This window comes from Lacticaseibacillus zeae subsp. silagei (assembly GCF_030770335.1).
In the GTDB taxonomy this organism is placed as follows: Bacteria; Bacillota; Bacilli; order Lactobacillales; family Lactobacillaceae; genus Lacticaseibacillus; species Lacticaseibacillus zeae.
Genome location: NZ_CP132484.1, coordinates 439221 through 465388 on the forward strand (window position 1 = coordinate 439221; position 26168 = coordinate 465388).

Consider the following 26168-nt stretch of genomic DNA (forward strand, 5'->3'; position numbering starts at 1 on the left):
TCACTCCCTTGACTTCAGACCACAAGTCTCAGGAAAGCGGTTAATGGGCTAAAAAATAATATCAGTTTTGCGACGGTTAAAATATAAAGCGCTTTCGACAAATTGTCAAGCGTTTGACAATTTAAGTCTTCATTATTGAGGGACTTCATTATACTTAACCTTTTAAAAATGTTTTTCGATTGACAATTAACCGCTTTCAGTTATGATGAAGCTAATCGTGACAAACAGATTGGGACGCAATGACACCGCACAAGGGTGGCAGAAAAATGCACCAACAAGATGGAACACAGCGACGCGTTATCGCCTCAGTATAAGCTACGATCACCAACGCTGATGCCGTCAGTATGTGTCAAGCGTGAAATCTAAAAAGGGGTAATACCAAACTATGACCGTTAAACTTGAAGATGTTGCCAAATTGGCAGGAGTGTCGCCGACCACGGTCTCTCGCGTGATCAATAATTACGGCGCCATCAGTGACAAAACGAAAAAGGCGGTTCATGCCGCCATGAATCAGCTGAATTATCGACCGAATACTTTGGCCCGCTCGCTACAAGGCAAGTCACCGCATCTCATTGGATTGATCTTCTACGACGTCAGTCACCCATTCTTCGGTGAGCTGGTCTCCCGACTCGAGAATCTGCTGTTCGAACGCGGATATAAGGCGATCTTATGCAACAGCGCCAATGATCCGGAAAAGGAGCGCGAGTACCTGCGCCTGCTGGCAGCCAATCAGGTCGACGGTATCATTGCCGGAGCGCACAATGAAAATATTCCGGAATATAAAGCGTACGGACTACCGATCGTCAGCTTTGATCGTAATCTGGCTCCGACCATTCCGATCGTAAGTTCCGACAATGCCCAGGGCGGGCGCTTGGCCGCATCCGTCTTGTCAGCCAATGGCGTGCAAGCCCCGCTAATCATCACCGGTAAGGAATTGCCGAATTCACCGACAAATGCTCGGTCGCAAGGTTTTCACGATTACTTCGCTTCCCATGGAATCGAACCCGCGACCATGGCGATCCCGTTCGAGACCGCGGCAGCCATTCGCCGTACGGAGATCCAACGCTTATTGACCAAGGGGCAGTATGATGGAATCTTCTGCACCGATGATCTGACTGCCATGCAGGTCCATCAACAGGCTTTGACCATGGGAATTCGCGTTCCGGATGACCTAAAACTGATCGGCTATGACGGCACTCGCTTCATTCAAAATTATTACCCAGCGCTGACAACGATTGTTCAACCGCTGGACGACATCTCAAAACTGCTAGTCGACCTGTTACTGACAAGGATCAACGATCACAAGGCTGACCTAGATCCGAATTATTTGCTGCCGGTGAGCCTGCATCAAGGCATCACGGCGTAAAGTGCACCATCACTGGGTTCGGTATTTTTTGTTACCAAGCAGGCTTGACCAAGAAGTTGGCGCTATTCATCAGTTCTTTCCTGTAGCGCTTCCAAATAAAAAGTGATATACTGCCGTTACAATCGAATAGAAACATTTGGGGTGCTGTAAAAGCTGAGATGATACCCATTGAACCTGATGCAGTTAGTACTGTCGCAGGGAAATATCGTTAAAATCAATCGTTTTTTGATGCTTATTTGTGATTTCATGGACCCCGCCGATGATTTGGTGACGGGTCCTTTTTTGTGAGCGCGAGCTGGCGCGGTTAGAAGCGGGAGTGTAAGTGGCCTCAGACCGCAATGGCCGGTCTTAGCCATTGCGGTCTGAGGTCCTTACACGCAGGCTTCTGCGCCAGGGAGCGCGTTATGGAGAGCGGACGTCGGGCTTTGGCCATTTGGGCTTCAAGGTCCTTACACGTAGATTTCTGCGACTGTGAGCGCGTTATAGAACGCGGCAGTCAGACTCCGCATGTGCCCAAAATAGAACAAATTCCCCGCGTAAAAATCGCACCATTGCGTCTGGGTTTTGGCCATTTAGGCTTGAGGTTCTTACACGCAGACCTTTACGCTGACGGGCGCGTTCTGGTAAGCCGCTGCGCTTTCTGACTTGGCGGATCAGCGAACATGAAACGCAAGTAGGCTTTGAAATGATGAATTGATCGTGCTTAGCCCCCGTCTGTCTTTATTTGAAGAAATGGGGGTTATTTTTATGGACAAATGGTCGTTGCGCGATGTTGTTTTACTGGCATTTCTGGCGTTTCTGTTTGGCGGTGTCTTTATGGGTGCCGATGCGATTTACGCGTTGCTGGCAGCGGCATTGACGCCAATCGGTTATGCGCCGTTTGCCAATGAGATTTTGTTTGGCATGTGGGTGATGGCGGCACCGATGACCGCCATGTTGTTGAAAAAGAAAGGTAGTTCGATTTTAGGCGAATGTTTGGCAGCGCTGGCGGAGATGCTTTATGGTTCCTACTTTGGCCCGGCTGTGTTGCTGTCCGGTTTTGTTCAAGGCTTGGGTAGTGAAGCGGGATTCATCGTGACTCGTTATCGGCGCTATGACAGAGTGAGCCTACTTTTGGCCGCAGTTGGTACGACGGTTTTCAGTTTTACCTATGAGTACTTCAAGTTAGGTTACGGCGCTTACAGCCTCGGCATGATTCTGGCATTGGTGACGGTGCGCTTGCTGTCGGTTATTTTCTTCGGCGTTGTTTTGGTTCAACTCGTGATGAAACTTTATGAACAGGCCGCTGGTGCCAAGCGGTTGGCTGGCAGGTCGTAAATGATGGGAATTGAACTAAGAAAATTGCGATTTCAGCGGGATGGCCCATTGTTTGATGGCCTCGATTTCGAATTTGCGACGGGTGCGATGACTGTGCTAACCGGCGACAGTGGCAGTGGGAAGTCGACCTTGCTCAACTTGATTGCCGGATTTGCGCCACTGACTTATGAAGGCACGATTTTGGTGGACGGGCAGGATAATCGCAATGCGTCTATGCAAACGAGAGCAAGCCGAGTGGGAATGCTGTTTCAGAATCCTGATCAGCAATTTACCATGCGAACCTTACGCGGTGAACTTAATTTTGCTTTGGAAAATCTCGACTTGCCGGCTGATGTGATGGCAAAACAAATTTGGCAGGCGGTGGTGTTGGGTGAAACCGATGCTTTCTTGGATCGGGACTTACAGACACTTTCCGGTGGTGAAAAACAGCGCGCGGCGTTGACGGTTTTGCTGGCGATGGATGCGCCGGTTTTGTTGCTAGATGAGCCGTTTGCCAGCATTGATCCGGCTAGTCGGCAGCAACTCATCACCAAGCTGGGCAAATTACGCGATGCGGGGAAAACCATTGTCATTGCCGATCATGACTTAAGCGATTATGCCGGCGTTGCCGACGAGCTTGTTTCCTTGGAAAAGGGACAGCTGACCCGCTTGCCGCTAACGACACTCACCACGATCCCAACCAGCTTTCATTTGACGCAAAGTGACGCGGCCACGACGCCTTTGCTTCACCTTGATCAAGTGGTTTGTGCCCAGAATCGCCGGATATTGATCCGCGCGGCTGACTGGCATTTTAATACCGGCATCACGACCCTGACTGGCGCTAATGGTAGCGGGAAATCGACGTTGTTGCGGGCCATGGTGCAACTGCATCCTTACCAAGGCCGCATGTTTCTGGGTGAACGGCGCTTGCGGCGCAGACAGCGATTGTTTCAAACGATGACGCTGGCGGTGCAAGATGCCACCAAGCAATTTGTAACGCTGACGCCGGCGGATGAATTAAAGTTCGGTGCCCCGCTCACGGCGGAAGTTCGCGAACGCCAACAAGCGGCCCTCGACTATCTGGGATTGACGGAGAAGCAATCCGGCAGCCTGTATCACTTGAGCGACGGGCAAAAGAAAATGATTCAATTGATTGCCATGTTGAGCCTGGATCGGTCCTTTTTACTGCTAGACGAGCCGTTCAGCGGATTGGACGAGCGCGCGTGTGCATTTTTCACCGCGTGGATTAAGGAAAAAGCAGCTGAGGAAGCCTTCTTGATTGTGACCCATCGGCTTGCTCCGTTGGCAGGCGTGAGTCAACAGCATGTTCAACTGGCCGATCAACATTTGGCGGTGCTTGGGGAGTGAGACGATGTTGCCAAAAAAGACGAATGCGCTGAATCTGAGTTTGCTGATACTGCTTTTGACGCTTGAAATATCGTTTAGTCATTCGGTGAAACTTGACTTGGCGTTGATTGGCTTAGCTACTGGCTTTCTGCTGTGGCGACGCGCCTTTAAAAGTCTGGTTGTTTTAGCTTTGCTTCCACTGATACCGGCGGCGAGCACTTACTGGGCGATCACCTTACACGGTACGGATATGTCCTACGCGTTGTTACTGTTTGTGCGGACTTATGCCTTCACCGCGCTGGGCTTGGTGTTTCTGATCGGCGTCGATCTCGAGGCATTGCTCCTGTGGCTGGAACAACATAAGCTGTCGCCTAATTTTGTTTACGGTCTGCTGGTTGTCATCCACGCCTTGCCGCAAATCATGCATGAGGTCGCGGCGATTCGCGAAGCCAGCCTATTGCGCGGGCAAAAGCTGCATCCGTGGTCACCCATGATTTACGTCAAAGTGATTTTTGTCGCCATGTCGTGGCAAGACCAGTATGTCAAAGCCATGTACGCCCATGGTTATACCGAAGGCGCCAAACGAAATGTGAGCCGCGCGATCATTAGTTCACGCCGCGGCTTGGTGGCGGCAGCGGCACTGTTTCTGCTGTTGAATGTCTTGGTTCGATAGCTTTGGGATGCCATGAGGCGAAAATACCGCGATGCTGACGAAAACATTGATTAACGAGAGGATGAAAAATGAAATTTTCAGAACTTGCACGGCAACAGGTCGTGCCTTATTGGGAAGGGAGTCTGTCGCATCCATTTCTGACTGAGTTACAGGATGGAACGCTTGATCCGACGATTTTTCGGTTTTACCTGATTCAGGATGCGTACTATTTGAAACATTTTAGCCATTTGTACGAATTAATTGCGGAGCAGGCTCAAGAACCTGAGTTAAAAGCCTATGCTGAGCAATCTGCGGCTGGTTTGGCAGCAGGTGAATTGGCAGTGCGGCAGGATTTTTTTGAAACATTGGCGATTACTGATGAAGAAGTGGCCGCCACGGCGATTGCGCCAACAGCCTACCATTACGTTTCGCACATGTACCGCCAGTTGGTTGAAGGAACGCCGCATGTTGCAATTGCGGGGATGCTGCCGTGCCCGTGGCTTTATCAGGAAGTCGGACAATATTTGGCGCAGCGCCAGTCACCGGTGCCGATTTACCAACGCTGGATCGAAACCTATAGCGGCGATGAAAATGCTGACGACCAGCAGGCAGCAGTCGCGCTGGTTGATCGGCTTTACGAGCACAGTACACCAGCCGAACAGCAACAGATGATTGCCGCTTTTAAAATCAGTTCACAGATGGAATACAGTTTTTGGGAGATGGCCTATCGCTTGGAAGCATGGCCGAAAGGGAGGATCGCCGATGGGGCAAAACCGCGTTAAACGGCTGGCCATGTTAGCCATGATGATTGCATTGGATGTTGTGTTGTCGCCGTTATTTCGGATTGAAGGGATGGCGCCGATGTCGAGCGTGGTCAACGTGGTCGCGGCCGTTGTGATGGGACCGCTATACGCCACGGTGATGGCCTTTGCCTGCGCCATTTTACGGATGACGCTGCTGGGCATTCCGCCACTCGCCTTAACCGGTGCGGTTTTTGGGGCATTCTTAGCCGGCATCGGTTACCGCTTCGGTCGCCAAAATTGGTGGGCCGCTGCTGGTGAGATTTTGGGTACTGGGTTGATCGGTTCGCTGCTGTCGTATCCGGTGATGGTTTGGTTCACCGGCAGCAGCCAGTCCCTTTACTGGTTTGTATACACGCCGCGGTTCTTCGGCGGATCCATTTCCGGCTCGCTCATTGCACTATTTGTTTTATATGAGTTAGATCGCAACGGCATCACGCGCCGATTGCAAAAGATATTTTGAGCGTGAGCTGGCGCGTTTAGAAGTCGGAGTATAAGTGGCCTTGGGTGTGATGGCCCGGGCTTGGCCATTGCGACCAAGGTCCTTACACGCAGACTCCTGCGCCAGCGAACGCGTTATGGTTGAGCGTGAACCGGCGCGGTTAGAAGCCGGAGTGTAAGTGGCCTTGGGGTGTGATGGCCCGGGCTTGGCCATTGCACCCAAGGCCCTTATACGCAGACTTCTGCGCCGGTGAGCGCGTTACTGTCAAAACAAAACAGGAGGAGCAGAATTCATGACACAATCAATTACCGAGGTTTTCGCAGATGCATTTAAAACCACTTTTCTCTTAAAGTCGTCGCCACTCGTAGACTGCATCACCAATCCCGTGACGATCGAATCGATGGCCAACGCGCTGTTGTATATCGATGCTAAGCCGGTGATGGCTGATCTCCCGGAAGAGTTTCCGGAACTTTTTACCCAAATCGACGCGCTATTGCTGAATTTAGGCCACATTTCGCCTGAACGCAAAGATAGTCTGCTGGCCGCAGGGCGTTATGCCGCAGAAACGCATAAGCCGGCTGTGGTGGATCTTGTCGGGGTGGCGGCAACGCAATTACGTTACGACATTGGCCAGCAGTTACTGCAAAATCACCCGAATGTGGTCAAAGGCAATATTTCCGAAGTGCGGCGTTTTGCCGGATTGAAAAGTACCGGCCGTGGCGTCGATGGTAGTCAGCTGGATCAAAGTGCGACGGCGCTTGCCGAATTAACGAAGGCCTTGCAGGAACTGACCGAGCGATTCCCGAACACGACATTTTTGGCAACAGGCGAGACGGATTTAGTCGTCAGTGCAAAAGGCCAATGGCGCTTGGAAAATGGGGTGCCGCAACTGGATCGGTTTACCGGTACCGGCGATATTGTCGGTGCGTTGACGGCAGCCTTGCTGGGCATCGGCCTGTCGAACGATGAGGCGGTCGTTTTAACCGTGAGTTATTTCAACTGCTGCGCTGAGGTGGCCGCAGCCCAAAATACGGCAGGCGGCATCGCTTCATTCCGGGAGAAGACGTTAGATCAATTGTCGTTGTTGGCTGATCAAGCAGATTGGGTGCAAATGGTGAAAGGAGAAGCTCTATGAAACCAGAAGACCTCAAACTTTATTTAGTGACACACCGCTATGATGAGTCGCAGGCAGCATTTTTGGCCAAGATTACCGCGGCGTGTGAAAATGGTGTCACCATGGTGCAGTTGCGGGAGAAGCAGTTAAAAACCCGTGATTACTATGCATTGGCCGAGAAAGTTAAGACGATTACTGACCACTACCACATTCCGCTGATGATTGATGATCGCGTGGACATTGCCTTGGCGGTTGATGCAGCAGGGGTACACATTGGCGATGACGAATTGCCGGTGGCAGTGACGCGCAAGCTGATCGGACCGGATAAAATTCTGGGGGTTTCGACCAAAACGCTGGCCACGGCCACGGCTGCTGCGGCGGCAGGCGCGGATTATCTCGGTGTCGGGGCGATTTTCCCAACCCCAACCAAGCCGGACTCGCCGGTACTTAGCATCGAGACGCTCAAGACCATCACGGAATCAGTGCCGATTCCGGTAGTAGCGATTGGCGGTATTAAAGAAAGCAACCTCGACACTTTCAAAAATACAGGCATTGCTGGCGTGGCGATTGTCAGTGAAATCATGCAGGCACCGGACACGGCTCAAAAAGTTCGCGCAATCAACCAGAAATTGAAAGAGGTGTTGTGACATGGGTAGCGTCAATCGCACCCCTCAAGTCGTGACCATTGCCGGATCGGATTCCGGCGGCGGGGCCGGCATGCAGGCCGATCTGAAGACGTTTCAGGCCCGCCATGTTTTTGGGATGAACATTGTGGTGGCACTCACGGCGCAAAACACGTACGGCGTTCAGGCTAGTTTGCCGATCCCCACTTACTTTATTGATGCGCAGTTTCAGTCACTAGATGCGGATTTTGCTATTAAAGCCGCCAAAACCGGGATGTTGGCTGATAGTGAACACGTGGAGGCGGTGGTCCGCAATCTGCAGCAAGTCGACTTCGGACCGCTAATCGTCGATCCCGTCATGGTCGCCAAGGGCGGGGCGACGCTGCTTGAACCGGAGGCCGTTGCAACGATCAAAAGTAAGCTACTACCACTAGCCGATGTGGTGACGCCTAACTTGCCGGAAGCAGAGATCATCGTGGGGCGGCCGATTAAAACGAATGCCGACACGATCGCAGCGGCGCAGACCATTCAGCAGTTCGGCGTCAAAAATGTCATCATCAAAGGTGGCCATCGCAGCGAAGATGACCAGGCAGCCGACTATATTTTACTTGAGGATGGCAGCAGTTTTTGGCTGAGCGCGCCACGAATCGCCACGGCCAATACCCACGGCACCGGCGATACATTCTCGGCATGCATTGCCGCGGAATTAGCCAAGGGCCAGCCATTAAAAAGTGCCATTGTGACGGCTAAAGCCTTCCTTCAAGGCGCCATCAGCCAAGGCATTTTCGTCGGCCATGGCCACGGACCGACCAACCACTGGGCGAAGTTAAGCGATAAAGTGCGCATGAGTGAGACTAGGTAATTTTTAATATCAACGATGAACCGTCATCCAAAAAGCTAAGGGTGATGGTTCATTTTTTTATGGCGTCAAAATTTTTTGGTATAGGAAAAAAGTTTCACACACATGACTTAAAAATCACGAACTTTGGACGTTGCCTGTTATGTAACAGTTTGGTTTTGCTAACGGGACACTTGGGTAATTAAGCTGATTAAACTAGCTATTTTGCATCGCTAACAACATAGGTACACTTTTGACATTCGGTTATAGCAGAAGAACACGTCAATAAAGTTAACCATGCTCACATTCTCCTATTTTGTTTCATAAAAATCGAATTCTTTTAATTGACAGCGCTTCCAGAATCGCGTTAAGCTTGATTCGCAAAGTTAAGTAAAACGTTTTACCTAAAGATGCAGGCAGGGTCGTGGATGTTATGAAGAAAAAGGTCTCAATTACTGATGTCGCCAAAGAAACCGGGCTTTCGGTGACAACTGTTTCGCAAATTTTGAATGGCAAAGGTGCGCGGTTCAGCGAAGCGTCACGAAAACGGGTACTGGCAGCTAAGGAGGCACTGGGCTATGAACCGGATTTGTTTGCGCGGGGTTTAGTCGGCAAACGCGGCAACTCAATTGGCGTGGTAATCCCGGACATGATGAACCCCTTCTTCGCCAGCTTTGTGGTCAGTGTTGAAAAGGCGGCGATCCCACGCGGGTTGTTTCCGCAGATCTTTTCCATCAACGGGTTCCATGAAAATGTTGACTATTTTATTCGCCAGTTTCTTGGCGGGACGCAGCGTGGATTAATTTTGGCCGCACCAGAGGCTTCGCAGGAAATTGTTCAAAAAGTGGGGCATCAACTCAGTCTGCCGATGGTGTTTACGGATCAGGCGACCACGTTGACGACCGGCGATAGCATTCGGATTGACGAGCGGCACGCAGGATTTTTGGTTGCGGATCATTTACTGCAACTGGGACATCGGCGAATTGCATTGGTGTTGCCACAACAGCTGACCATCAACTTGCAGGATCGTCTTGCCGGGTATCAGCAAGCCTTTGCGACCCGTGGCGTTACTTTTGATCAAGCGCTGGTTTTCCGTAGCAGCTTCGATCCGGAAGGCGGACGGCAAGCAGTCGCGCAAATTGTCAAAACCGACGCCACGGCGATTATCGCGATTAATGATGATGTTGCCAGCGGCGTTTACCGCGGCTTATACGAGCAACACAAGCGAATTCCGGAAGATTACGCGGTTGTCGGATTTGATGATGTCACGCAAGCTCGGTTCATGACCCCGGGTTTAACCACCTTGGCGCAACCGGTTGACCAACTGGGCCAGCAAGCCGTTGAGCTGCTGGTGGCGCAGATGAGTGGCGAGCACAATACTCGCAATGCGCTTGAGCTGCCGGTGAAGTTGGTTAAGCGTGGTTCGACGCGGCCAGTGTAACCGCACCAGCTTGCGTTCATAAACTTTTAGGAGGCGTTTATCTTGAAAAAAGGACCTGTCATTAACACAGAACTGTCACAGGTTATCGCGGACATGGGGCATTTTGACCTGCTCGGCATTGGCGATGCCGGTATGCCCGTGCCAGAAAATGTCTGGAAAATCGACCTTGCCGTTAGTAAAAATCTACCCAGTTTTATCGCTGTTTTAGAGAATGTCCTCGCCGAATTGCAAATTCAAAAAGTGTATCTGGCCGAGGAAATCAAAGAACAAAATCCAACCCAACTGGCACAAATTCGAGCGCGTATTCAGGTCCCGATTGTTTTCATGCCACATGAGCAGATGAAAAAAGATCTCAGCAAGACAAAAGCTTTCGTTCGCACAGGGGAAATGACGCCTTATTCGAATATCTTGTTAGAAAGTGGCGTCATTTTTTAAAGAGCGTGAACTGGCGCGGTTAGGAACGCGGCCTTGGGCGTGATGGTCGGGCTTTGGCCATTACGACCGAGGTCCTTACACGCAGACTCCTGCGCCAGTGAACGCATTTTCAAAAGTTTGAAGTTTTTTCATATCACCACACATTCAGCACTTGGGGGAAAGCACAATGAAGATCGAAATGAAGAAGATCACCAAGAGCTTTGGTGCCAATCAGGTTTTGAAAGGGGTGAATTTTACTGTCGAGTCCGGTGAGGTCCATGCGCTGATGGGCGAAAACGGTGCCGGAAAGTCGACGTTAATGAACATTTTGACGGGACTTTATCCGGCGAACAGTGGCGAGATTTTCGTGAATGGGCAACCCACAACCTATTCTGGGCCGATGGAAGCCGAACAGCATGGCATCAGCTTTATTCATCAGGAAATGAATAATTTTCTAGAGATGTCAGTGGTCGACAACATGTTTTTGAACAAAGAGCTGCGCAACAAGTTCGGCTTGATGGATAGCAAAGCGATGCATGATCAGGCGGTTCATTATCTAAGTCAACTTGGCGCTAAATTCGACGTCAATCAGCCAATTGGCAACTTAAGCGTTGGGCGCCAGCAAATGGTAGAAATAGCCAAATCGCTTATGACCGATGCCAAGATTATCATCATGGACGAACCGACTGCCGCACTGACCGAGGCAGAAATAGACCAACTTTTCAGTGTCGTGCGGCGACTCAAAGCTGACGGGGTGGGATTTATTTATATTTCTCACCGCATGGAAGAAATTTTCGAGATTGCCGATAAGGTGACGGTCATGCGAGACGGGCTGTCCATCACAGAATATGCGACCAAGGAAGTGACCATGAAGCAGCTGGTAAAAGACATGGTGGGCCGCGAGATTGAGGACTTTTATCCAGATCGTACGCCCAACTTTGGCCCAGTGGCAATGGAAGTCAAACACCTGACAGAAAAAGGCGTATTCAGTGATGTGAGTTTCAGTGTGCGGCAAGGCGAGATTCTTGGGTTCTCTGGTTTGATGGGCGCAGGGCGAACCGAGATTATGCGCGCGATTTTCGGGATCGACAAGTATCAATCCGGAGAAATTCTGTTGGATGGGCAACCGGTCAAAATTCGTGATCCGCAAGATGCCATTCGCCACAATCTCGGCTTCTTGACGGAGAATCGCAAGGATGAAGGGTTGATACTGGACGATTCACTACACGACAATATCGTGTTGCCTTCGATTGACGGCTTCGTTAAGCATGGCTTGGTGGATGAAAAAGCCACCGATGATTTTGTACGGATGTTAATGAAAAGGCTTACAGTCAAAGCGATGGGTCCTGAAGTCACTGCCGGCAGTCTGAGTGGCGGGAATCAGCAAAAAGTGGTTTTGGCAAAATGGATCGGTTCCGGATCCAAAGTCTTGATCCTCGATGAACCGACTCGCGGAGTGGATGTCGGAGCCAAACGTGAAATTTACGACTTGATGAATGAGCTGACTGATCGGCATGTCGCCATCGTCATGATTTCCAGCGATTTACCGGAAATTTTAGGAATGAGCGATCGAATTGCAGTGGTCTATGAAGGGCGTATCACCGGTATTTTGGATGGTAAAACGGCAACGCAGGAGTCGATTATGACTCTGGCAACAGGAGGAGTGGAAGAACATGCAGGCGCAATCTAAAACCAAAGCCGCTGGCAAATTAGACGTTAAAAAGATTTTTAGTCGCTTAGGGCCGCTGCTGGCATTGGTCGTGCTGGTGATTCTTGTTACCATCATGAGCCCGACCTTTGTGTCACCGGCAAACCTTTTGAATTTACTGCGGCAGGTGTCGATTAATGCTGTCATTGCCTTTGGGATGACCTTCGTGATTCTGACTGGCGGCATTGACTTGTCGGTTGGCTCGATCCTGGCATTGTCAGGTGCCGTTACGGCATCCATGTTGACCAGTGGCTTTGCCGCACCGTTAGCACTGGCAGTCGGATTGATCCTTGGCGCAATTTTCGGCTTATTCAATGGTGTTCTCATCGCATACGGCAAAGCAGCACCATTTATTGCCACCTTGGCAACAATGACGATTTTCCGCGGCGCCACGTATGTCTTTACGAATGGGAACCCGATCACCGGCGCCAAAATGAACAATAGCTTTCTGTTTCAGTTCATGGGGCGCGGGTACTTGTTCGGTATTCCGTTCCCGATCATTATCATGATTGTGGTCTATGGCATTTTGTTCGTACTGTTGCACAAAACCGCTTTTGGCCGAAAAACCTATGCACTGGGCGGTAACGAAACAGCCGCGCGGATTGCCGGCGTGCGGACAAAAGTGGTCACCATGCTTATCTATACGATTTCTGGCTTAATGGCTGCAATCGCCGGGATCATTCTCACATCGCGGCTGAGCTCGGCACAACCCGATGCTGGCACGACTTATGAAATGGATGCTATTGCGGCGGTCGTACTTGGCGGCACCTCGCTAGCCGGAGGGAAAGGTCGGATTTTTGGCACGCTGATTGGTGCGTTGATCATCGGTACGTTGAATAATGGGATGAACCTGCTGGGTATCTCTAGTTTTTATCAGCAGATTGTCAAGGGGATCGTGATCCTGATTGCGGTACTGCTGGATCGGCGTTCTTCTAACAATGGGTAACAAATGTGGATACAAAGTCCTTGGGGAAAAGCCAAATTTAGGAGGAAAAAAGAAAATGAAACACTCGTTCAAGCGCTTTTTAATGGTAGCAGTTGTGGCTGCCGCAGCTATTTTCACATTAACGGCATGCGGCAACACCGGTCTTGGCTCCAGTTCTGATAGTGGCAGCAAGGTAACCAAAAAGGCACCGAAGGATTTGAAAGTCGGTGTGTCTCTGTCAACGCTGTCTAATCCATTCTTTGTTTCTGTCCAAAATGGCATTCAGGATCTGGCTAAAAAGAATAAAACCAATGTGCAGATTTCGGACGCCCAAAACGATACGGCTAAGCAGAATAACAACGTTGAAGACATGATCCAAAAGAAAGTTGATGTTCTGATTATTAATCCGGTCGATTCAAGTGCGATTACGCCAGCCGTTAAAGATGCCAACGATGCTGGTATTCCGGTGATCACCGTTGACCGGTCCAGTGATGGCGGTAAGGTTTTAACACTGGTCGCTTCTAACTCAGTCAAAGGCGGGCAGATGGCAGCGAAGTATTTGATTGACAAGCTAGGCAAAAACGCCAAGATTGCTGAATTACAAGGGATTCCGGGAGCCTCAGCAACCCGTGAACGTGGTAAAGGGTTTGATGCTGCGGCAAAAGGTCAGCTTGATATTGTTTCCAAGCAAACAGCCGGTTTTGATCGTGCCAAGGGTCTGACCGTAACAGAAAATATTTTGCAAGGTAATGGTGATATCGTCGGTATTTTCTCGCAAAATGATGAAATGGCATTAGGGGCTGTGCAGGCAGTCAAGGCCGCTGGCAAGAAGATCACGATTGTCGGCTTTGATGGCGAAGCGGATGGCATTAAGGCGGTTAAAGCCGGTGACATGGCGGCAACAGTTGCCCAGAAACCGGAAGAAATGGGTCGGTTGGCGTTACAAGCCGCTTATGACCACTTCAATGGCAAGACGGTGAAGAAGAACATTGAATCACCGCTCTCACTTGTCACGACAGAAGATGCGAATAAGTAAGCGTCATGTTACGCTTGAAGCTAATCGTGAGCTAGCAGTCGAAAAAAGGGGCCGGTGCACGGTCCTTTTTACTTATTGGATATTGGAGGAAGAAAAACGATGCCTAATCATGTTGTTGTTATCGGTAGTATCAATGTCGATGCTATTTTGCACATTCAGCGGCTGCCAAAACCTGGCGAAACTATGGAGATGGACGCCTTTTCGCAAGCGGCCGGCGGTAAGGGAGCTAACCAGGCCGTTGCCGCGGCGCGATCTGGTGCTAAAACCAGTTTCATTGGTCGGGTCGGCGACGATGCCAATGCGGCCTTTATGCGTGGTGAATTGGTTAAAAATAAAATCGACACGCAATACGTAGCCACAACGAGCGGCGAGCAAACCGGACAAGCGTATATTTTGCTGCAGGCGTCCGGGCAAAATTCCATTATCATTCAGCATGGGGCTAATTTCGATCTGACGCCGAACGATGTGCAAAAAGCGGCAACCTTGATTCAAACCGCCGATTTTGTGGTTGCCGAGTTGGAGACTCCGGTGGATGCAACTGCAAAAGCTTTCAAGATCGCCAAAGCGGCCGGAAAGGTGACCATTTTAAATCCGGCACCAGCGCAAAAAGACTTACCGCTAACGCTGCTGAAAAATGTGGATCTCATCACACCGAATGAAACCGAAAGTGAATTGATCACGGGCATCCCGGTCACAGATGAAGCCAGCATGCGGGCCTCGGCAGCGTATTATCATGAGCTGGGTATTCGCGGCGTGATCATTACGTTGGGCTCGAAAGGTGCGTTCATTTCACTGGATGGTCAAGCAACCATTGTCCCAGCCTTTAAGGTGAAGGCCGTTGACACCACCGCAGCCGGCGACACGTTTATCGGCGCTTTGGCCAGCGTGTTGCAGCCAGATCTCAAAAATATTGTCGAAGCCGCCACCTATGCCAGTATGGCCAGTTCGTTTACAGTTCAAAAGTTGGGGGCGTTCCCGTCGATTCCGCTGGGGGATGATGTTAAGGCGGCATTGAACGAGCATAAATAATTTATTAAGGGCAAATCATGGAACGAAAAAAACCGCGTCGATCTCTCATCACTAGTGGAGAAATCGGCGCGATTTTTAAATGTGCGAGACAGACGTTCAATTAATACAGACTGGCAACATATGGTTTCATGGCAGTCACAACTTCGCCGCTGCCAGTACCTTCAATAAGCGCGACGGTCAGATAGCTGTTCTTGTCGGCATCCATAGCAACCAGGAAGCCATTTTCTTTGCCGTCGGTGTCTTGCTTTTGCTTGAGTTCGGCGGTGCCGGTTTTGGCGGCAATGGTGTGGCCGTCAATGGCAAGATTATGTGCCGTGCCAGTTGGATCGGAAACGACGTGGGTTAACGCTGTTTTGACGGTGTTAGCTGCGTTGGCCTGCAAGACGCTGGTGCGTTTGCCTTTTGTGTCTTGGATGAGCGTCGGCTGCTGCATGGTGCCGCCGTTTGCGATGGCACTGTACATGGCTGCCTGTTCGATCGGCGACAAGAGCAGTTGTCCTTGGCCGTAAGCCGTATCGGCTAAAAGTGTCTCGGAAGCGAGCTTGCCGGAGTTGGAAATCTGGGCTTTTTTCATAGTTAGTGGTAAGTCGGGCTGGGTTTTGAAAAATGGTTCGAGGCCTTTGAGGTAAGCTGAAGCGCCCATTTTCAAAGCGACTTGAGCGAACCAGATGTTGTCGGAGTTGACCAAGGCTTGCGTCATGTTCTCAGGCGAAGCATCGACGGTCCGCGTCACCTTGTAGTCACCCCAAGAGCCGTCCTTTTGCCACTTGAGCCCAGAAATTGACTTGGTTGTATCTGGCGTAATCGTCTTATTTTGTAAGGCGATGGCCGCGGTCAGCATCTTGAACGTTGAACCGGGAGCGTAACGCTGGGCGAAGCGGCTGAGGAACGGTAAGGACTGATTGTTGGCATACTTATCGTAGTCCGTCTGACTGATCCCGTTGACGAAGGCGTTCGGGTCATAGCTAGGCGCACTGGCCAGCGTCAGCAGTTCGCCATTTTTCGGGTTCATGGTCACCACGCTACCGGATTTTCCGGCGAGTTGGTTATAAGCCGTTTTCTGCTGGTCGGCATCAATCGTCAACTTTAGATTCTTGCCGTTCACGGCTTTTTTACTTAAAAGTGGGTGAACGTTGCTGCCGTTTTGAATCGAAATGGTGCCACCGTCAGTTCCGCGCAGTTGCTTGTCATAAAGTTGTTCCAAACCGGTTTTGCCGATTTTGCTGTTGGCAGTCAGGGTCGGATCTTTGCGGATATCTTCAGCAGTTGCCGTACCGACGTAGCCGATTAACTGCGCGGCGGCTTCGCCTAATGGATAAGTGCGGGAACCGATTGTCTGGTAGGCGGCACCGGTTAATGTCGGTGAGTCGGTGACGATTTTGACCGGGACAAACGTGTCATCGGTGACCCAGGATTGCTTGAGTAACGTTTCGAGGCTGGTAACCTTCACGTTCCACGCCGCGGCAATTTTCTCGAGGTTGGCTGTGCGCTCGTCGCCGCTGCCCAACTTGCCCGGAACAAGTCCAGCCTGCGTCACATCGCCGTTCTTAGCGAGCGGTTGATCGTTACGATCGAGAATCTGGCCGCGCGTGGCGGCAGTGACATCAAGTTGCACCGTGTCCTTGCCGTACATTGAAGGAAAAAGCAGACTCGGATCCCAGCGTATCAACCATTTGTTGCCGGTTTTGACAATCGACGCATCATAATGCTGGGTGTTTAGTTTGCCAACCTTGGTATTCATGGTGGCATCAAACGCCATTTTGTACCTCTTGGCATCCTGCTTCTTGGTGGTCACTTTACTGATTTTAATGTTGCTGGCACCAACCCGATCAAAAACGGCCTGATTTCGGGCAACCAGTGTTTTAGGCGTATAATCCCAGCCCGGCCCGGAAAGGTGCTTGGTATCCACTTGCTTGGCGGCCTTGGTATATTGACGCTTGGCAAATGCTTGCGTATACGCTTGGGCCGTGGCCTGAACCGCATCAGCTTCGGACTTGGCTTGATACCAGTGATAAAAGCCAAAGCCGCCGCCGATAATGACCACGGCGGCAATGACACCGCCGATCACGGTGAGGGTCGTTTTTTTCATTTTCAGTTCTCCATTCTGAGCGTGAGCTGGCGCGATTAGGAGTCGGAGTGTAAGTGGCCTTGGGCGTGATGGCCCGGGCTTAGGCCATTGCGACCAAGGTCCTTACACGCAGACTCCTGCGCCAGCGAACGCGTTATGCAAAGTATCAATGTCCCAACAAGGTCATTCTACGCTTCGAACTGTGAAGAGAAAACTTTGGGAAACTAAAAAATGCCTTAGAGAAAACGAATGTTATCTCTAAGACTTGTCTATTGGTGGGCGTTGACGGCAAAAGAAATTCTCACAATTAATGAGGATCGGCATATAAATCTTTTCGGAAATCTTCCAATGAATTGAACGCTTTTATTCGCGCGGCTTGAATCCATGAGATCATCAGCTGCTCAATTTTTATAAAACAATCTTCAAAATAAAGTATTGACGAACTTATAAACTTAGGGTAGCCTAACTTTGGTACGTAATCATTACGATTAAGGAGGGGTCGTCATATTAAAAGTCAACCACATCACCGTCAGCTATCAGCGGAATCTCAATGTCGTCGAAGATGTTAGTTTTGAGGTGAAGGAAGGTGAAATCGTTGGCATTATTGGGCCAAACGGTGCGGGTAAATCCACATTAATCAAAGCCATGATGGATCTTATTCCGCATCAAGGTAATGCGGTGATGGACGGTCAGCCGTTAGCAAAACAGGCCCAGAAGATCGCGTACGTTCAGCAAAAAAGCAACATTGATCTAACGTTTCCCATCACTGTGCGCGAATGCGTGGCACTGGGTCTGCAGGCCCACGCCAATATGTTCGGCTACACCGGGAAAAATGAAGGCAAAGCGATTGCGCAAGCACTTGAGATGGTGGACATGACGGATTTTGCCAAGCGTCAAATCGGTCGACTGTCAGGCGGCCAATTGCAGCGCGTCCTGATTGCCAGGTGTCTGGTTCAGGAAGCGGATCTGATTATTTTGGATGAGCCGTTTGCCGGCATTGATAACCGCAGCGAATCGGCCATCATGATTGTTCTGCGCAAGCTGCGGGCGGAGGGAAAGACCATTTTAATGGTGCATCACGATTTAAAAACCGTTCGCTCATACTTTGACAGTGTCGTGATGATGAATATCCATATGATCGGCGCGGGTCCGGTTGCGACAACCTTTACGGACAGGAATCTTGAGCAGGCGTATGGATTACCCATGCATGTCAATCAGGGGGGGCAGTCATGACACTTACTTTTTGGCACGATCTAGCTGAGTTTCATTTTTTGCAAAATGCCCTGCTGACGTCTATCACGGTTGGCATTGTTGCTGGGGTCATTGGGAGTTTTGTGATTTTACGCGGGATGTCCTTGATGGGCGATGCCATTTCCCATGCAGTTCTTCCCGGCGTGGCAGTTTCTTTTATGATCGGTGTGCCGACAGTGGTTGGCGCCGCAACTTTTGGCATTGCAGCCGCGATATTAATTACCTTGATTCGCCAACACAGCTTGATCAAAAGCGACACCGCCATTGGCATTATTTTCAGCTCGTTTTTGGCACTCGGGGTTATTCTGATCGCCCTAGTTCATACCACTACCAATCTTTTTCACATTTTGTTCGGGAACGTTTTGGCAGTTCAAGACAAAGACATGTATTTGACAATCGGGATTGCGATCGTTGTCATCGCCTTAGTTGTACTATTCTTTCGCCGCCTTCGACTCACATCCTTTGACCCGGTGATGGCGCAGGCAATGGGAATTCACACCAATGCCTATCATTATCTGTTGATGGTGATGCTGACGCTGGTTGCCGTTGTGTCGATGCAAAGCGTTGGCACGATTTTGATTGTGGCTTTATTGATCACCCCGGCAGCAACGATTTATCTTTTTGCCAATCGGTTACGCACCATGGTCATTGCTTCCGGCGCACTGGGCGGCCTGATTTCTTTCGTCGGGTTGGTGATTGGCTACTCGTTTAACATTGCAGTCGGTTCCTGCATCGTGCTTCTCGGTACATGTGTTTTCATTGTATGTTTTCCATTTTCCAAAAAGCAGAACTTAATCAAACTACCTATTGGAGGAAGATCATGAAAAATAAGAACCGTAAAAGAGTCCTCGTACAAGCAGCGATCGTTGTGGCGGCACTTATCGGGTTGACGGCTTGCGGCTCCAAAAGTAAAAGTTCGGACAAGGCGGCTCCGGCAGGGTCAAAAATATCGATCGTTGCCACGGACACGATCATCGGTGACATTGCGAAAAACGTGGCCAAGGATAAGGCCAAGATTCACGTGATCGTTCCGGTCGGCCAGGATCCGCACGAGTATGATCCGTTGCCTGCGGATGTGTCGGCGACCGGGAAAGCAGATGCAATTTTTTACAATGGTATCAATCTCGAAAATGCGCCTGGCGCTTGGTTTACCAAAATGATGAACAACGAAGGCAGTAAAGCAAAGGCTAAGGCAGTAGCGGTCAGTGATGGCGTGGATGTGATTCACTTGCAAGGCAAAGGCGAGTCTTCGAAACAGGATCCGCATGCCTGGCTGAGTCTTGCTAACGGGATGATTTATACCCGCAACATTGCCAAAAAACTTGAAAAAGTCGATCCGAAAAATGCGGCTTTTTATAAGCGTAATGCCGCCACTTATGAAGCCAAATTGAACAAGCTGCACCAATCGGCTAAAAACAAGTTTGACAAAATTCCGGCTGAAAAGAAGCTGATCGTTACCAGTGAAGGCTGTTTCAAGTATTTCAGCAAGGCCTACCAGATTCCATCTGCGTATATCTGGGAAATCAACACTGAAGAAGAAGGCACGCCGGAACAGATTTCGACGCTGGTTCGCAAGCTCAAGCAGACCAAAACGCCGTCGCTGTTCGTTGAAAGTAGTGTCAATCCGAAGCCAATGAAAACTGTCTCGAAGGATACCGGGATTCCGATTTACGCCACGCTTTTCACCGATTCCATTGCGGCACCGGGCAAAACCGGCGACAGTTACTATGGGATGATGAAGTGGAATTTGGAAAAGATTGCGGCGGGACTGGAAAAATAAGTTTAAGAAAGCTCAATGAGACAACGTTCTCGTTGGGCTTTCTTGCATTAAGAACCGGAATTTTTATAGTGGTGGCGCAAAAAAATATGGTTATATTTTTAAATTTGCTTGCGCAAGCAAATAAATATCTCTATAATAACAACAGGAGGTGAGGCCGTGATTAAACGGTGGCTGATTCTCATCACCCTTGGCTTGTTCTTCTTTATGGTCATCATTGACGGAACGATTGTTGTCGTTGCCGTGCCGACCATCGCCAAGGATTTGGCGGTAAGTCCGAGCCGAGTGAACTTATTGTTGACGGTTTATCTCACAACGATCAGTGTTTGTCTGTTGTTCTTCGGGCAACTGGCTGATCAATATGGACGATCGCGCCTGTTCATTTGGGGCACGTATCTCTTTCTGATTGGTTCCGGCTTAGCTGGATTTGGTAGTCATTTTCAGCTGATCTTGGCAGCCCGCGTTGTGCAGGCGGTCGGGGCCAGTATGACGATGGCGACGAGTTATGCGATTGTTGCCGATGTTTTCCCGCCTGCGCTTTTGGGGCGGGCGTTAGGAATCGAGTCGATTTTTATTTCGGCAGGGGCATTGGCCGGCCCGGGTCTCGGCGGCTTAATCTTAAGCCGGTTGCCCTGGGGATACATTTTCTGGGTGAACTTACCCATTGGTTTGCTTTGTTTGTTAATTGAATGGGCGGTTTTCCCGAGGGTGACGTCAGCTTCAGGGAAAAGGAAGGCTGATCACCGTGGATTTCTGCAACTCATTGTCATTGGCGGTTTGTTGCTGCTGCTTCAAATAAACCATGTTCCGCTACTGACAATTGGGTTGCTGGTGCTGATCGGCGGTGGCACCTACCTGTTTTGGCGGCATGAGCGGCAAGCGCCAGAAGCAATGCTGGATACGCGGCTGTTCAGGAACCAACGCTTTTCGCGGAATCTGGCGGCTTCGTTTTTGAATTATGTTGCGGCGTATTTTTTCACCTTACTTGCGCCGATTTATCTGCAACTGATTCTGCGCGTGCCGGTTGCCGTGTCTGGGTATCTGTTGATGCTCACACCGTTGACCGCATTGGTGGCCAATCCGCTTGCTGGATTCCTCACTGATCACTGCGATCGGCGCCGGCTCATGGTGGTCGGCTTGCTGCTGCTCGTTGTCACGAACGCCGCCTTTGCTCTGGTGCCCAATGAAAAAGTGCTCTGGCCGTTTGTCATCGTGTCCGTTGTCTTTGCATTAGGGACGGCTCTGTTCACGAATCCGAACAGCGTTGTGCTGATCCAAAGCGTCGATGCAAGCATGCGGGGACAGGTCGGTGCCGCCACCTCGCTAGCCCGCCAGCTGGGGATGAGCATTGGCAGTGCGTTTGCCGGCTTGGTCTTTTACCAAACCCTCAGCCTGATCCGGCCCAACGGCACCGCGGCTAACGCGGGGGCACCGGCGTTACTCACGGCGCAATGTGTCAGTTTCTTGCTTGCGGCTGGGCTATTTTTAATTGCAGCCATGATTTTAGGAAAGAAGGTCAAAGATGCCAAAAGAACCGGATGAATTAATTGCACGGGTCAACATTTTATCCCGCACCATCCAGCATGATCTGGATGCAGCGCTGGCTCCCACCACGCTCAATGCCAGCAACTACTATTTTATTTTGAAACTGGGCACTGTGGACGAAATGAGTCAGGAGACCCTTTTCAAAATGATTCACCTCAATCCCAGCAACGTCACGCGTAGACTGGCGCAACTGATCGCGTTGGGATTCGTGGTCAAACGCCGCTCCGATGAGGACAAGCGGGCATGGGTCATCAGCCTGACGCCAAAAGGTCGCCGGCTGGTACCCATGGTTAGACGTATTGTGACTGACTATGAAGCAACACTGACAACTGGATTGAGTGCTGCCGAAAAGGTCGCCTTTAAACGGATGCTTGATGTGCTGAACAAAACGGAAAAGGGGTCGGAACTTTGAAAAATGAATTCATGAACTTACTGCCTATTCCCAAAGACTTTTATGTGGTTGAAACCGATGTTCGCAGACGCAACAGGGCGCATGTCACAGTGGAACGGTACCAAAACACCGATGACATCACGCCCAACAACAAACATCTGACCGTGGTCACCGATCAAAAAGGCCACTTGATCAGCTTCAACTCAAGTGCCTTCAAAAACGGTGGGCACTTGCCAGATGCTGACAAAGCTCTGCAGCAAGCGATCACTTTGTTCAATCAACTTGATCCCGACTACGCGGCCGGCTTGAGCTACATGCGTACCGAGCGGCAGGAGCGGCATTATGAAGACAACGGCGTGCATGTTTCGGCACCGGTTTACTGGATAAAATTTGCCCACCGGAACGGATCCTACAACTGGGTCACCATCGGGCCAGACAACCAAGTGATCGAAGTCGAACGCGAATCGTTGTGGGATTATTTTCGCAATCGGCGCGCGACCGAGATGTGGAACAACGACAACTGGGTCTTGGCTAGAGAAGGCAAGGCGCCACAGTTGTCAGCACCGGACGCGTTGGCGTAAAGAGGTGAAGCCACATGGCAAAGCCGGATTTTGACACACTGATCAGGCGACTGGGCGATTTGCAAGAAGAGGCCCGCCGTCTGGAAGAAGAGGACTATATCAGTGCGCGGTACAAAGGGTATAGTTCGGAGGGCCTCACTTTGGAAGAGGTGATGGCGCGGTTGAAAAAAGTCGAACGCGAGATTGCCAAGTTGGAAGAGCGGTTGACGCGTTTGGATGATGAGGTGTAGCGCGTTGTGATCATGGCTTAAGATGATCGGCGTTAGCTTGATACTTTATGCGGGTTTTAGTTGAAAAAAACGAGGCATAACGATATTCTTTTTGTAGAGTACTGAATGTCATTCGAAGGTCACCGCGGCTTAGTCACCCGCATATTGATAGATCGTTCGAACGTTGGCGGCTTCCTGACAAGGGGAGCCGTTTTTTTTGCAAAAAATAGGCCAAGTGTTGTCAGCACTAAACCTCTGCATGGTTTACCACGTCGACCGCAATCTGCAATATTTAACCTAGCCTTTCCAAAAGTTGAGAAAAACACACAGCTTTGTTAACCTATTCACGTACATTAGTAAGCGCATTCAAAGAGGAGGACTTCTTTTGAAAAAGTGGGTTAAAATTACGGGGATGCTGGTGCTGTTGAGCGCTATTTTGGTTGGCTGTAGCAGTTCGACGAGTTCAAAGTCCAGTTCATCAAGCTCGAAATCGAGCAAGACAACCAGCACTAAGGTGACAAGTGGTGCTTCGCAACAGTCTTATACAGATCCTAAGACGATGAAAGGAAAGTATGACATTGTGATCGTCGGTGCCGGTGGTGCGGGGATGACGGCTGCGATTGAAGCCAAGCAGCAGGGCATGAATCCGGTTATTTTTGAAAAGATGCCGGTTGCTGGCGGCAATACGCTGAAGGCTTCGAGCGGCATGAACGCCAGCCAGACAAAAGTTGAAGCTGCCCAAGGCGTTAAGGACAGCAACGATCTTTTCTATGAAGAAACGCTAAAAGGTGGCGGTGGCACCAATGATAAGGCGCTGCTACGCTATTTTGTCGATAACTCTGCTAGTGCCATTGATTGGCTTGATTCTATTGGCATTAAGTTGGACAAGTTGACAATTTCTGGCGGGATGTCCGTCAAACGCACTCATCGGCCGCATGATGGTTCAGCGGTGGGCGGTTATCTGGTTGATGGCCTGGTCAAGGAAGTCAAGAAAGAGAAGATTCCGCTGTTCGTTAACACTGACGTCACCAAGCTAAATGAAACGAACGGCAAAATCAGCGGCGTGACTGTGAAGATCAACCAGGATAAAACCAAGAAAATTGCGGCCAAGGCTGTGATCGTTACGACTGGTGGTTTTGGCGCAAGTAAGCAGATGATCAGGAAATACCGGCCGGATCTCGCCAATTACGTCACAACCAATCAAGCCGGCGCAACCGGTGACGGCGTCAAAATGATCGAAAAAGTCGGTGGCTACGCGATCGATATGAACAAGATTCAGATTCATCCAACCGTTAACCAAAGCAAACACATCCTCATCGGCGAAGCGACCCGTGGTGAAGGCGGCATTTTGGTGAACCAAAGCGGGAAACGTTTTTACAATGAAATGAACACACGTGACAAGGTCTCCGCCGCCATTAACAAGCAAAAAGGTAAATATGCATGGGTCGTCATCGATTCAGGTGTGCGGCAGCGTTCAAGTGCCATTGACTTCTATATTAAGGATAAGCTTGATGTAGAAGGCAAAACGCTTGCGGAACTCGCCAAGAAAATGAAGGTTCCCGCTGCAACGTTAGCCAAGACTGTTGCTACTTGGAACAAGGCCGTCACCACCAAGAAAGACGCTGAGTTTGGGCGCACGACCGGGATGGACCACGGTCTTACCACTGGCCCGTACTATGCCTTCAAAATCGCCCCAGGTATTCACTACACGATGGGCGGCGTAAAAATCAACACGAAGACTGAGGTACTGACCAAGCAACAACAACCGATTCCAGCATTATACGCAGCTGGCGAAGTCACCGGCGGCCTACACGGCAATAACCGAATCGGCGGCAATTCCGTCGCTGACATTGTGATCTTTGGTCGGCAGGCGGGAACACAGGCAGCGGCTTATGTGAAGGCGCAGCAGTGATCACTTTACGAAGGAGAGATAGAATTGAAAAGATTCTGTCTCTTTTTTATGTACTCAAGACAGCTTAATTAAGTCGAAAATGTAAATCAGGTATGATCCTTGTTAGTTCGTTTATATGCGGACCCTTTACTTTATTTTTTTAAGTTAAGTATGGCGAAATGCCTGTATCAAAAGGCTCTGAAGTTTTCTATGTGAAATTTCAGAGCCTTTTCGTTTGTGTTCGAAATTATGGCTTTTTTGATATGTTACGAATGCGGACATTTGGCAGTTTAGGGTGAGAAGGAAATGAAAATCTTGTAGCCATTAAGAAATTCGCAATTGTATACGAAATTTCAAAAAGCTATTGACAGCTTTTTGAAAACGGATACAATAGATCTGAAAAGACGTATTAAGACGTATTAAGGAGGAACTGAGATGGCTGATACAAAACAGATGGTTCGACGCATCCTCAAACATAACGACGGTAAGATTGACTCTATCTACTTTGTCGCTTGTGGTGGGTCTTTAGTGGACATGTATGTTTCATATTATTTCTTGCAGTCGGAAGCTAAGACTGTTTCGACTGGATGGTATACCGCAAATGAGTTTGTTCATGTCACCCCGAAAAAGATTGGACCTAATTCTGTTGTTTTTGTTTGCTCGCACAGTGGAAACACACCAGAAACTGTTGCTGCAGCTAAGGTGGCAAAGGAGCATGGGGCTTACACAGTTGGCCTCACCTTCAATGGCAAAGCTGACGTGTTGAAATACTCTGATGAAAAAATCGTGTATGAATGGGGTAATGAGCGAGAGGTCGTTCATAACCCGATGGCGATCATGCTTGACATGGCTACGCAGTTATTAGCCGGAATTGAAGATTATGATCAACTTGAAGAATTCAGGGATGGTTTCAATAAGATCGATACGATTGTTGACAATGCAATCGAACAGGTACAACCAAGGACACGGGCATTTGCTGAAAAATATAGCAATGAAAAAATGTTTTACATTCTTGGTAGTGGTCCGTCTTTTGGGCATGCCTATGGATTTGCAATTTGCAGCCTGATGGAGATGCAATGGCTAGATGCCGTTCCAATTCACTCTGGTGAATACTTTCACGGCCCTTTTGAAGTGACAGACAAAAATCGTCCATACATTGTTATTGAAAGTGTCGGACGGACACGAGCTATGGACGAACGAGCGCTAACTTTTCTTCATAAATACGCTGAAAAAGTTGAAGTTGTGGATGCAAAAGAACTTGGGTTGGATATGATTGATAGTGAAGTAGCAGAATACTTTAGTCCTATCCTTTTTTACACCATTCTCAGCGAATATCGTTCCAAGTTGGCAGTCAAGCGTGATCATTCTTTAGATGTGCGCCGATATATGGGAAAGGTGGCCTACTAATAAAACTGAATGGAGAT

The 26168-nt window shown here is 49.7% G+C and carries 25 protein-coding genes and 1 riboswitch; of the genes, 24 read left to right on the forward strand and 1 reads right to left on the reverse strand.

The genetic code is table 11. From position 1 onward, the window contains the following. Positions 1–385 precede the first annotated feature (385 nt). The 15 genes from LACZS1_RS02065 (at position 386) to rbsK (ending at position 15031) form a co-directional block, all read left to right on the forward strand. Complete coding sequence (locus LACZS1_RS02065; protein ID WP_070650657.1) at positions 386–1366, forward strand: LacI family DNA-binding transcriptional regulator; 981 nt, start codon at positions 386–388, stop codon at positions 1364–1366. Between the two features lie 127 nt (positions 1367–1493). Continuing rightward, a riboswitch (TPP riboswitch) is annotated at positions 1494–1584 on the forward strand. Between the two features lie 529 nt (positions 1585–2113). After that, positions 2114–2683: an ECF transporter S component gene (locus LACZS1_RS02070; protein ID WP_070650658.1), complete on the forward strand. Its 570-nt coding sequence runs from the start codon at positions 2114–2116 to the stop codon at positions 2681–2683. A gap of 3 nt (positions 2684–2686) precedes the next feature. Then, positions 2687–4030: an ABC transporter ATP-binding protein gene (locus tag LACZS1_RS02075; RefSeq protein WP_070650767.1), complete on the forward strand. Its 1344-nt coding sequence runs from the start codon at positions 2687–2689 to the stop codon at positions 4028–4030. Positions 4031–4034: 4 nt separating this feature from the next. Further along, the gene (locus LACZS1_RS02080; RefSeq protein WP_070650659.1) at positions 4035–4682 is read left to right on the forward strand and encodes an energy-coupling factor transporter transmembrane component T; all 648 of its coding nucleotides are present in this window, start codon (positions 4035–4037) and stop codon (positions 4680–4682) included. Between the two features lie 68 nt (positions 4683–4750). Further along, positions 4751–5443 (forward strand): thiaminase II, encoded by a 693-nt coding sequence (gene tenA / locus LACZS1_RS02085; protein ID WP_070650660.1) that lies wholly within the window; start codon positions 4751–4753, stop codon positions 5441–5443. Further along, positions 5424–5924 (forward strand): energy coupling factor transporter S component ThiW, encoded by a 501-nt coding sequence (gene thiW / locus LACZS1_RS02090; protein WP_070650661.1) that lies wholly within the window; start codon positions 5424–5426, stop codon positions 5922–5924. Before tenA ends, thiW begins: the two co-directional genes overlap by 20 nt. 271 nt (positions 5925–6195) lie before the next feature. Continuing rightward, positions 6196–7038 (forward strand): hydroxyethylthiazole kinase, encoded by an 843-nt coding sequence (gene thiM, locus LACZS1_RS02095; RefSeq protein WP_070650662.1) that lies wholly within the window; start codon positions 6196–6198, stop codon positions 7036–7038. Beyond that, on the forward strand, positions 7035–7664 hold the full coding sequence (thiE, locus tag LACZS1_RS02100) for a thiamine phosphate synthase (RefSeq protein ID WP_070650663.1): 630 nt from the start codon (positions 7035–7037) through the stop codon (positions 7662–7664). Before thiM ends, thiE begins: the two co-directional genes overlap by 4 nt. A gap of 1 nt (position 7665) precedes the next feature. Beyond that, on the forward strand, positions 7666–8502 hold the full coding sequence (thiD, locus tag LACZS1_RS02105; RefSeq protein ID WP_070650664.1) for a bifunctional hydroxymethylpyrimidine kinase/phosphomethylpyrimidine kinase: 837 nt from the start codon (positions 7666–7668) through the stop codon (positions 8500–8502). Between the two features lie 409 nt (positions 8503–8911). Then, the gene (rbsR, locus tag LACZS1_RS02110) at positions 8912–9919 is read left to right on the forward strand and encodes a ribose utilization transcriptional repressor RbsR (RefSeq protein ID WP_070650769.1); all 1008 of its coding nucleotides are present in this window, start codon (positions 8912–8914) and stop codon (positions 9917–9919) included. A 42-nt stretch (positions 9920–9961) separates the two neighbouring features. Further along, a complete protein-coding gene (gene rbsD, locus LACZS1_RS02115) occupies positions 9962–10354 on the forward strand; it encodes a D-ribose pyranase (RefSeq protein ID WP_070650665.1) in 393 nt (130 codons plus the stop codon). Between the two features lie 166 nt (positions 10355–10520). After that, complete coding sequence (locus tag LACZS1_RS02120) at positions 10521–12023, forward strand: sugar ABC transporter ATP-binding protein (RefSeq protein WP_070650666.1); 1503 nt, start codon at positions 10521–10523, stop codon at positions 12021–12023. Next, positions 12007–12987 carry an ABC transporter permease subunit gene (locus tag LACZS1_RS02125; protein WP_010492800.1) on the forward strand — a complete coding sequence of 327 codons (981 nt, stop codon included), beginning with the start codon at positions 12007–12009 and terminating at the stop codon, positions 12985–12987. The genes LACZS1_RS02120 and LACZS1_RS02125 overlap by 17 nt, the downstream gene beginning before the upstream one ends. A gap of 55 nt (positions 12988–13042) precedes the next feature. Continuing rightward, positions 13043–14002, forward strand: a complete 960-nt coding sequence (locus LACZS1_RS02130; RefSeq protein WP_010492802.1) for a D-ribose ABC transporter substrate-binding protein — start codon at positions 13043–13045, stop codon at positions 14000–14002. A gap of 99 nt (positions 14003–14101) precedes the next feature. Further along, a complete protein-coding gene (rbsK, locus tag LACZS1_RS02135; protein WP_070650667.1) occupies positions 14102–15031 on the forward strand; it encodes a ribokinase in 930 nt (309 codons plus the stop codon). Positions 15032–15131: 100 nt separating this feature from the next. Here rbsK and pbp4 read toward each other — a convergent pair whose 3' ends face one another. After that, a complete protein-coding gene (gene pbp4 / locus LACZS1_RS02140; RefSeq protein WP_070650668.1) occupies positions 15132–17120 on the reverse strand; it encodes a penicillin-binding protein PBP4(5) in 1989 nt (662 codons plus the stop codon). A 483-nt stretch (positions 17121–17603) separates the two neighbouring features. Here pbp4 and LACZS1_RS02145 point away from each other — a divergent pair, with 483 nt between their 5' ends. From LACZS1_RS02145 to LACZS1_RS02185, 9 genes are all read left to right on the forward strand, one after another. Further along, a complete protein-coding gene (locus tag LACZS1_RS02145) occupies positions 17604–18332 on the forward strand; it encodes a metal ABC transporter ATP-binding protein (protein WP_070650669.1) in 729 nt (242 codons plus the stop codon). Beyond that, positions 18329–19174 (forward strand): metal ABC transporter permease, encoded by an 846-nt coding sequence (locus LACZS1_RS02150; protein WP_047107697.1) that lies wholly within the window; start codon positions 18329–18331, stop codon positions 19172–19174. The genes LACZS1_RS02145 and LACZS1_RS02150 overlap by 4 nt, the downstream gene beginning before the upstream one ends. Continuing rightward, a complete protein-coding gene (locus LACZS1_RS02155) occupies positions 19171–20130 on the forward strand; it encodes a metal ABC transporter substrate-binding protein (RefSeq protein WP_047107696.1) in 960 nt (319 codons plus the stop codon). Before LACZS1_RS02150 ends, LACZS1_RS02155 begins: the two co-directional genes overlap by 4 nt. Before the next feature lie 156 nt (positions 20131–20286). Next, positions 20287–21669, forward strand: coding sequence for an MFS transporter (locus LACZS1_RS02160; protein WP_115656707.1), 1383 nt, complete (start codon positions 20287–20289; stop codon positions 21667–21669). Further along, positions 21650–22084: a MarR family winged helix-turn-helix transcriptional regulator gene (locus LACZS1_RS02165; RefSeq protein ID WP_070650671.1), complete on the forward strand. Its 435-nt coding sequence runs from the start codon at positions 21650–21652 to the stop codon at positions 22082–22084. Before LACZS1_RS02160 ends, LACZS1_RS02165 begins: the two co-directional genes overlap by 20 nt. Next, positions 22081–22644, forward strand: a complete 564-nt coding sequence (locus LACZS1_RS02170; RefSeq protein WP_070650672.1) for a hypothetical protein — start codon at positions 22081–22083, stop codon at positions 22642–22644. Before LACZS1_RS02165 ends, LACZS1_RS02170 begins: the two co-directional genes overlap by 4 nt. A 14-nt stretch (positions 22645–22658) precedes the next feature. Continuing rightward, positions 22659–22874, forward strand: coding sequence for a hypothetical protein (locus LACZS1_RS02175; RefSeq protein WP_010492819.1), 216 nt, complete (start codon positions 22659–22661; stop codon positions 22872–22874). Positions 22875–23238: 364 nt separating this feature from the next. Next, positions 23239–24765, forward strand: coding sequence for a flavocytochrome c (locus LACZS1_RS02180; protein WP_070650673.1), 1527 nt, complete (start codon positions 23239–23241; stop codon positions 24763–24765). Between the two features lie 414 nt (positions 24766–25179). Beyond that, positions 25180–26151 (forward strand): SIS domain-containing protein, encoded by a 972-nt coding sequence (locus LACZS1_RS02185; protein WP_070650674.1) that lies wholly within the window; start codon positions 25180–25182, stop codon positions 26149–26151. The last annotated feature ends 17 nt before the right edge of the window (positions 26152–26168 follow it).

Bases quoted from the DNA above. Each gene is read 5' to 3' on its own strand.
- LACZS1_RS02065 (WP_070650657.1), top strand. From the start codon at position 386: ATGACCGTTAAACTTGAAGATGTTGCCAAATTGGCAGGAGTGTCGCCG.
- LACZS1_RS02070 (WP_070650658.1), top strand. From the start codon at position 2,114: ATGGACAAATGGTCGTTGCGCGATGTTGTTTTACTGGCATTTCTGGCG.
- LACZS1_RS02075 (WP_070650767.1), top strand. From the start codon at position 2,687: ATGGGAATTGAACTAAGAAAATTGCGATTTCAGCGGGATGGCCCATTG.
- LACZS1_RS02080 (WP_070650659.1), top strand. From the start codon at position 4,035: ATGTTGCCAAAAAAGACGAATGCGCTGAATCTGAGTTTGCTGATACTG.
- tenA (WP_070650660.1), top strand. From the start codon at position 4,751: ATGAAATTTTCAGAACTTGCACGGCAACAGGTCGTGCCTTATTGGGAA.
- thiW (WP_070650661.1), top strand. From the start codon at position 5,424: ATGGGGCAAAACCGCGTTAAACGGCTGGCCATGTTAGCCATGATGATT.
- thiM (WP_070650662.1), top strand. From the start codon at position 6,196: ATGACACAATCAATTACCGAGGTTTTCGCAGATGCATTTAAAACCACT.
- thiE (WP_070650663.1), top strand. From the start codon at position 7,035: ATGAAACCAGAAGACCTCAAACTTTATTTAGTGACACACCGCTATGAT.
- thiD (WP_070650664.1), top strand. From the start codon at position 7,666: ATGGGTAGCGTCAATCGCACCCCTCAAGTCGTGACCATTGCCGGATCG.
- rbsR (WP_070650769.1), top strand. From the start codon at position 8,912: ATGAAGAAAAAGGTCTCAATTACTGATGTCGCCAAAGAAACCGGGCTT.
- LACZS1_RS02120 (WP_070650666.1), top strand. From the start codon at position 10,521: ATGAAGATCGAAATGAAGAAGATCACCAAGAGCTTTGGTGCCAATCAG.
- LACZS1_RS02125 (WP_010492800.1), top strand. From the start codon at position 12,007: ATGCAGGCGCAATCTAAAACCAAAGCCGCTGGCAAATTAGACGTTAAA.
- LACZS1_RS02130 (WP_010492802.1), top strand. From the start codon at position 13,043: ATGAAACACTCGTTCAAGCGCTTTTTAATGGTAGCAGTTGTGGCTGCC.
- rbsK (WP_070650667.1), top strand. From the start codon at position 14,102: ATGCCTAATCATGTTGTTGTTATCGGTAGTATCAATGTCGATGCTATT.
- pbp4 (WP_070650668.1), bottom strand. From the start codon at position 17,120: ATGAAAAAAACGACCCTCACCGTGATCGGCGGTGTCATTGCCGCCGTG.
- LACZS1_RS02150 (WP_047107697.1), top strand. From the start codon at position 18,329: ATGACACTTACTTTTTGGCACGATCTAGCTGAGTTTCATTTTTTGCAA.
- LACZS1_RS02155 (WP_047107696.1), top strand. From the start codon at position 19,171: ATGAAAAATAAGAACCGTAAAAGAGTCCTCGTACAAGCAGCGATCGTT.
- LACZS1_RS02165 (WP_070650671.1), top strand. From the start codon at position 21,650: ATGCCAAAAGAACCGGATGAATTAATTGCACGGGTCAACATTTTATCC.
- LACZS1_RS02175 (WP_010492819.1), top strand. From the start codon at position 22,659: ATGGCAAAGCCGGATTTTGACACACTGATCAGGCGACTGGGCGATTTG.
- LACZS1_RS02185 (WP_070650674.1), top strand. From the start codon at position 25,180: ATGGCTGATACAAAACAGATGGTTCGACGCATCCTCAAACATAACGAC.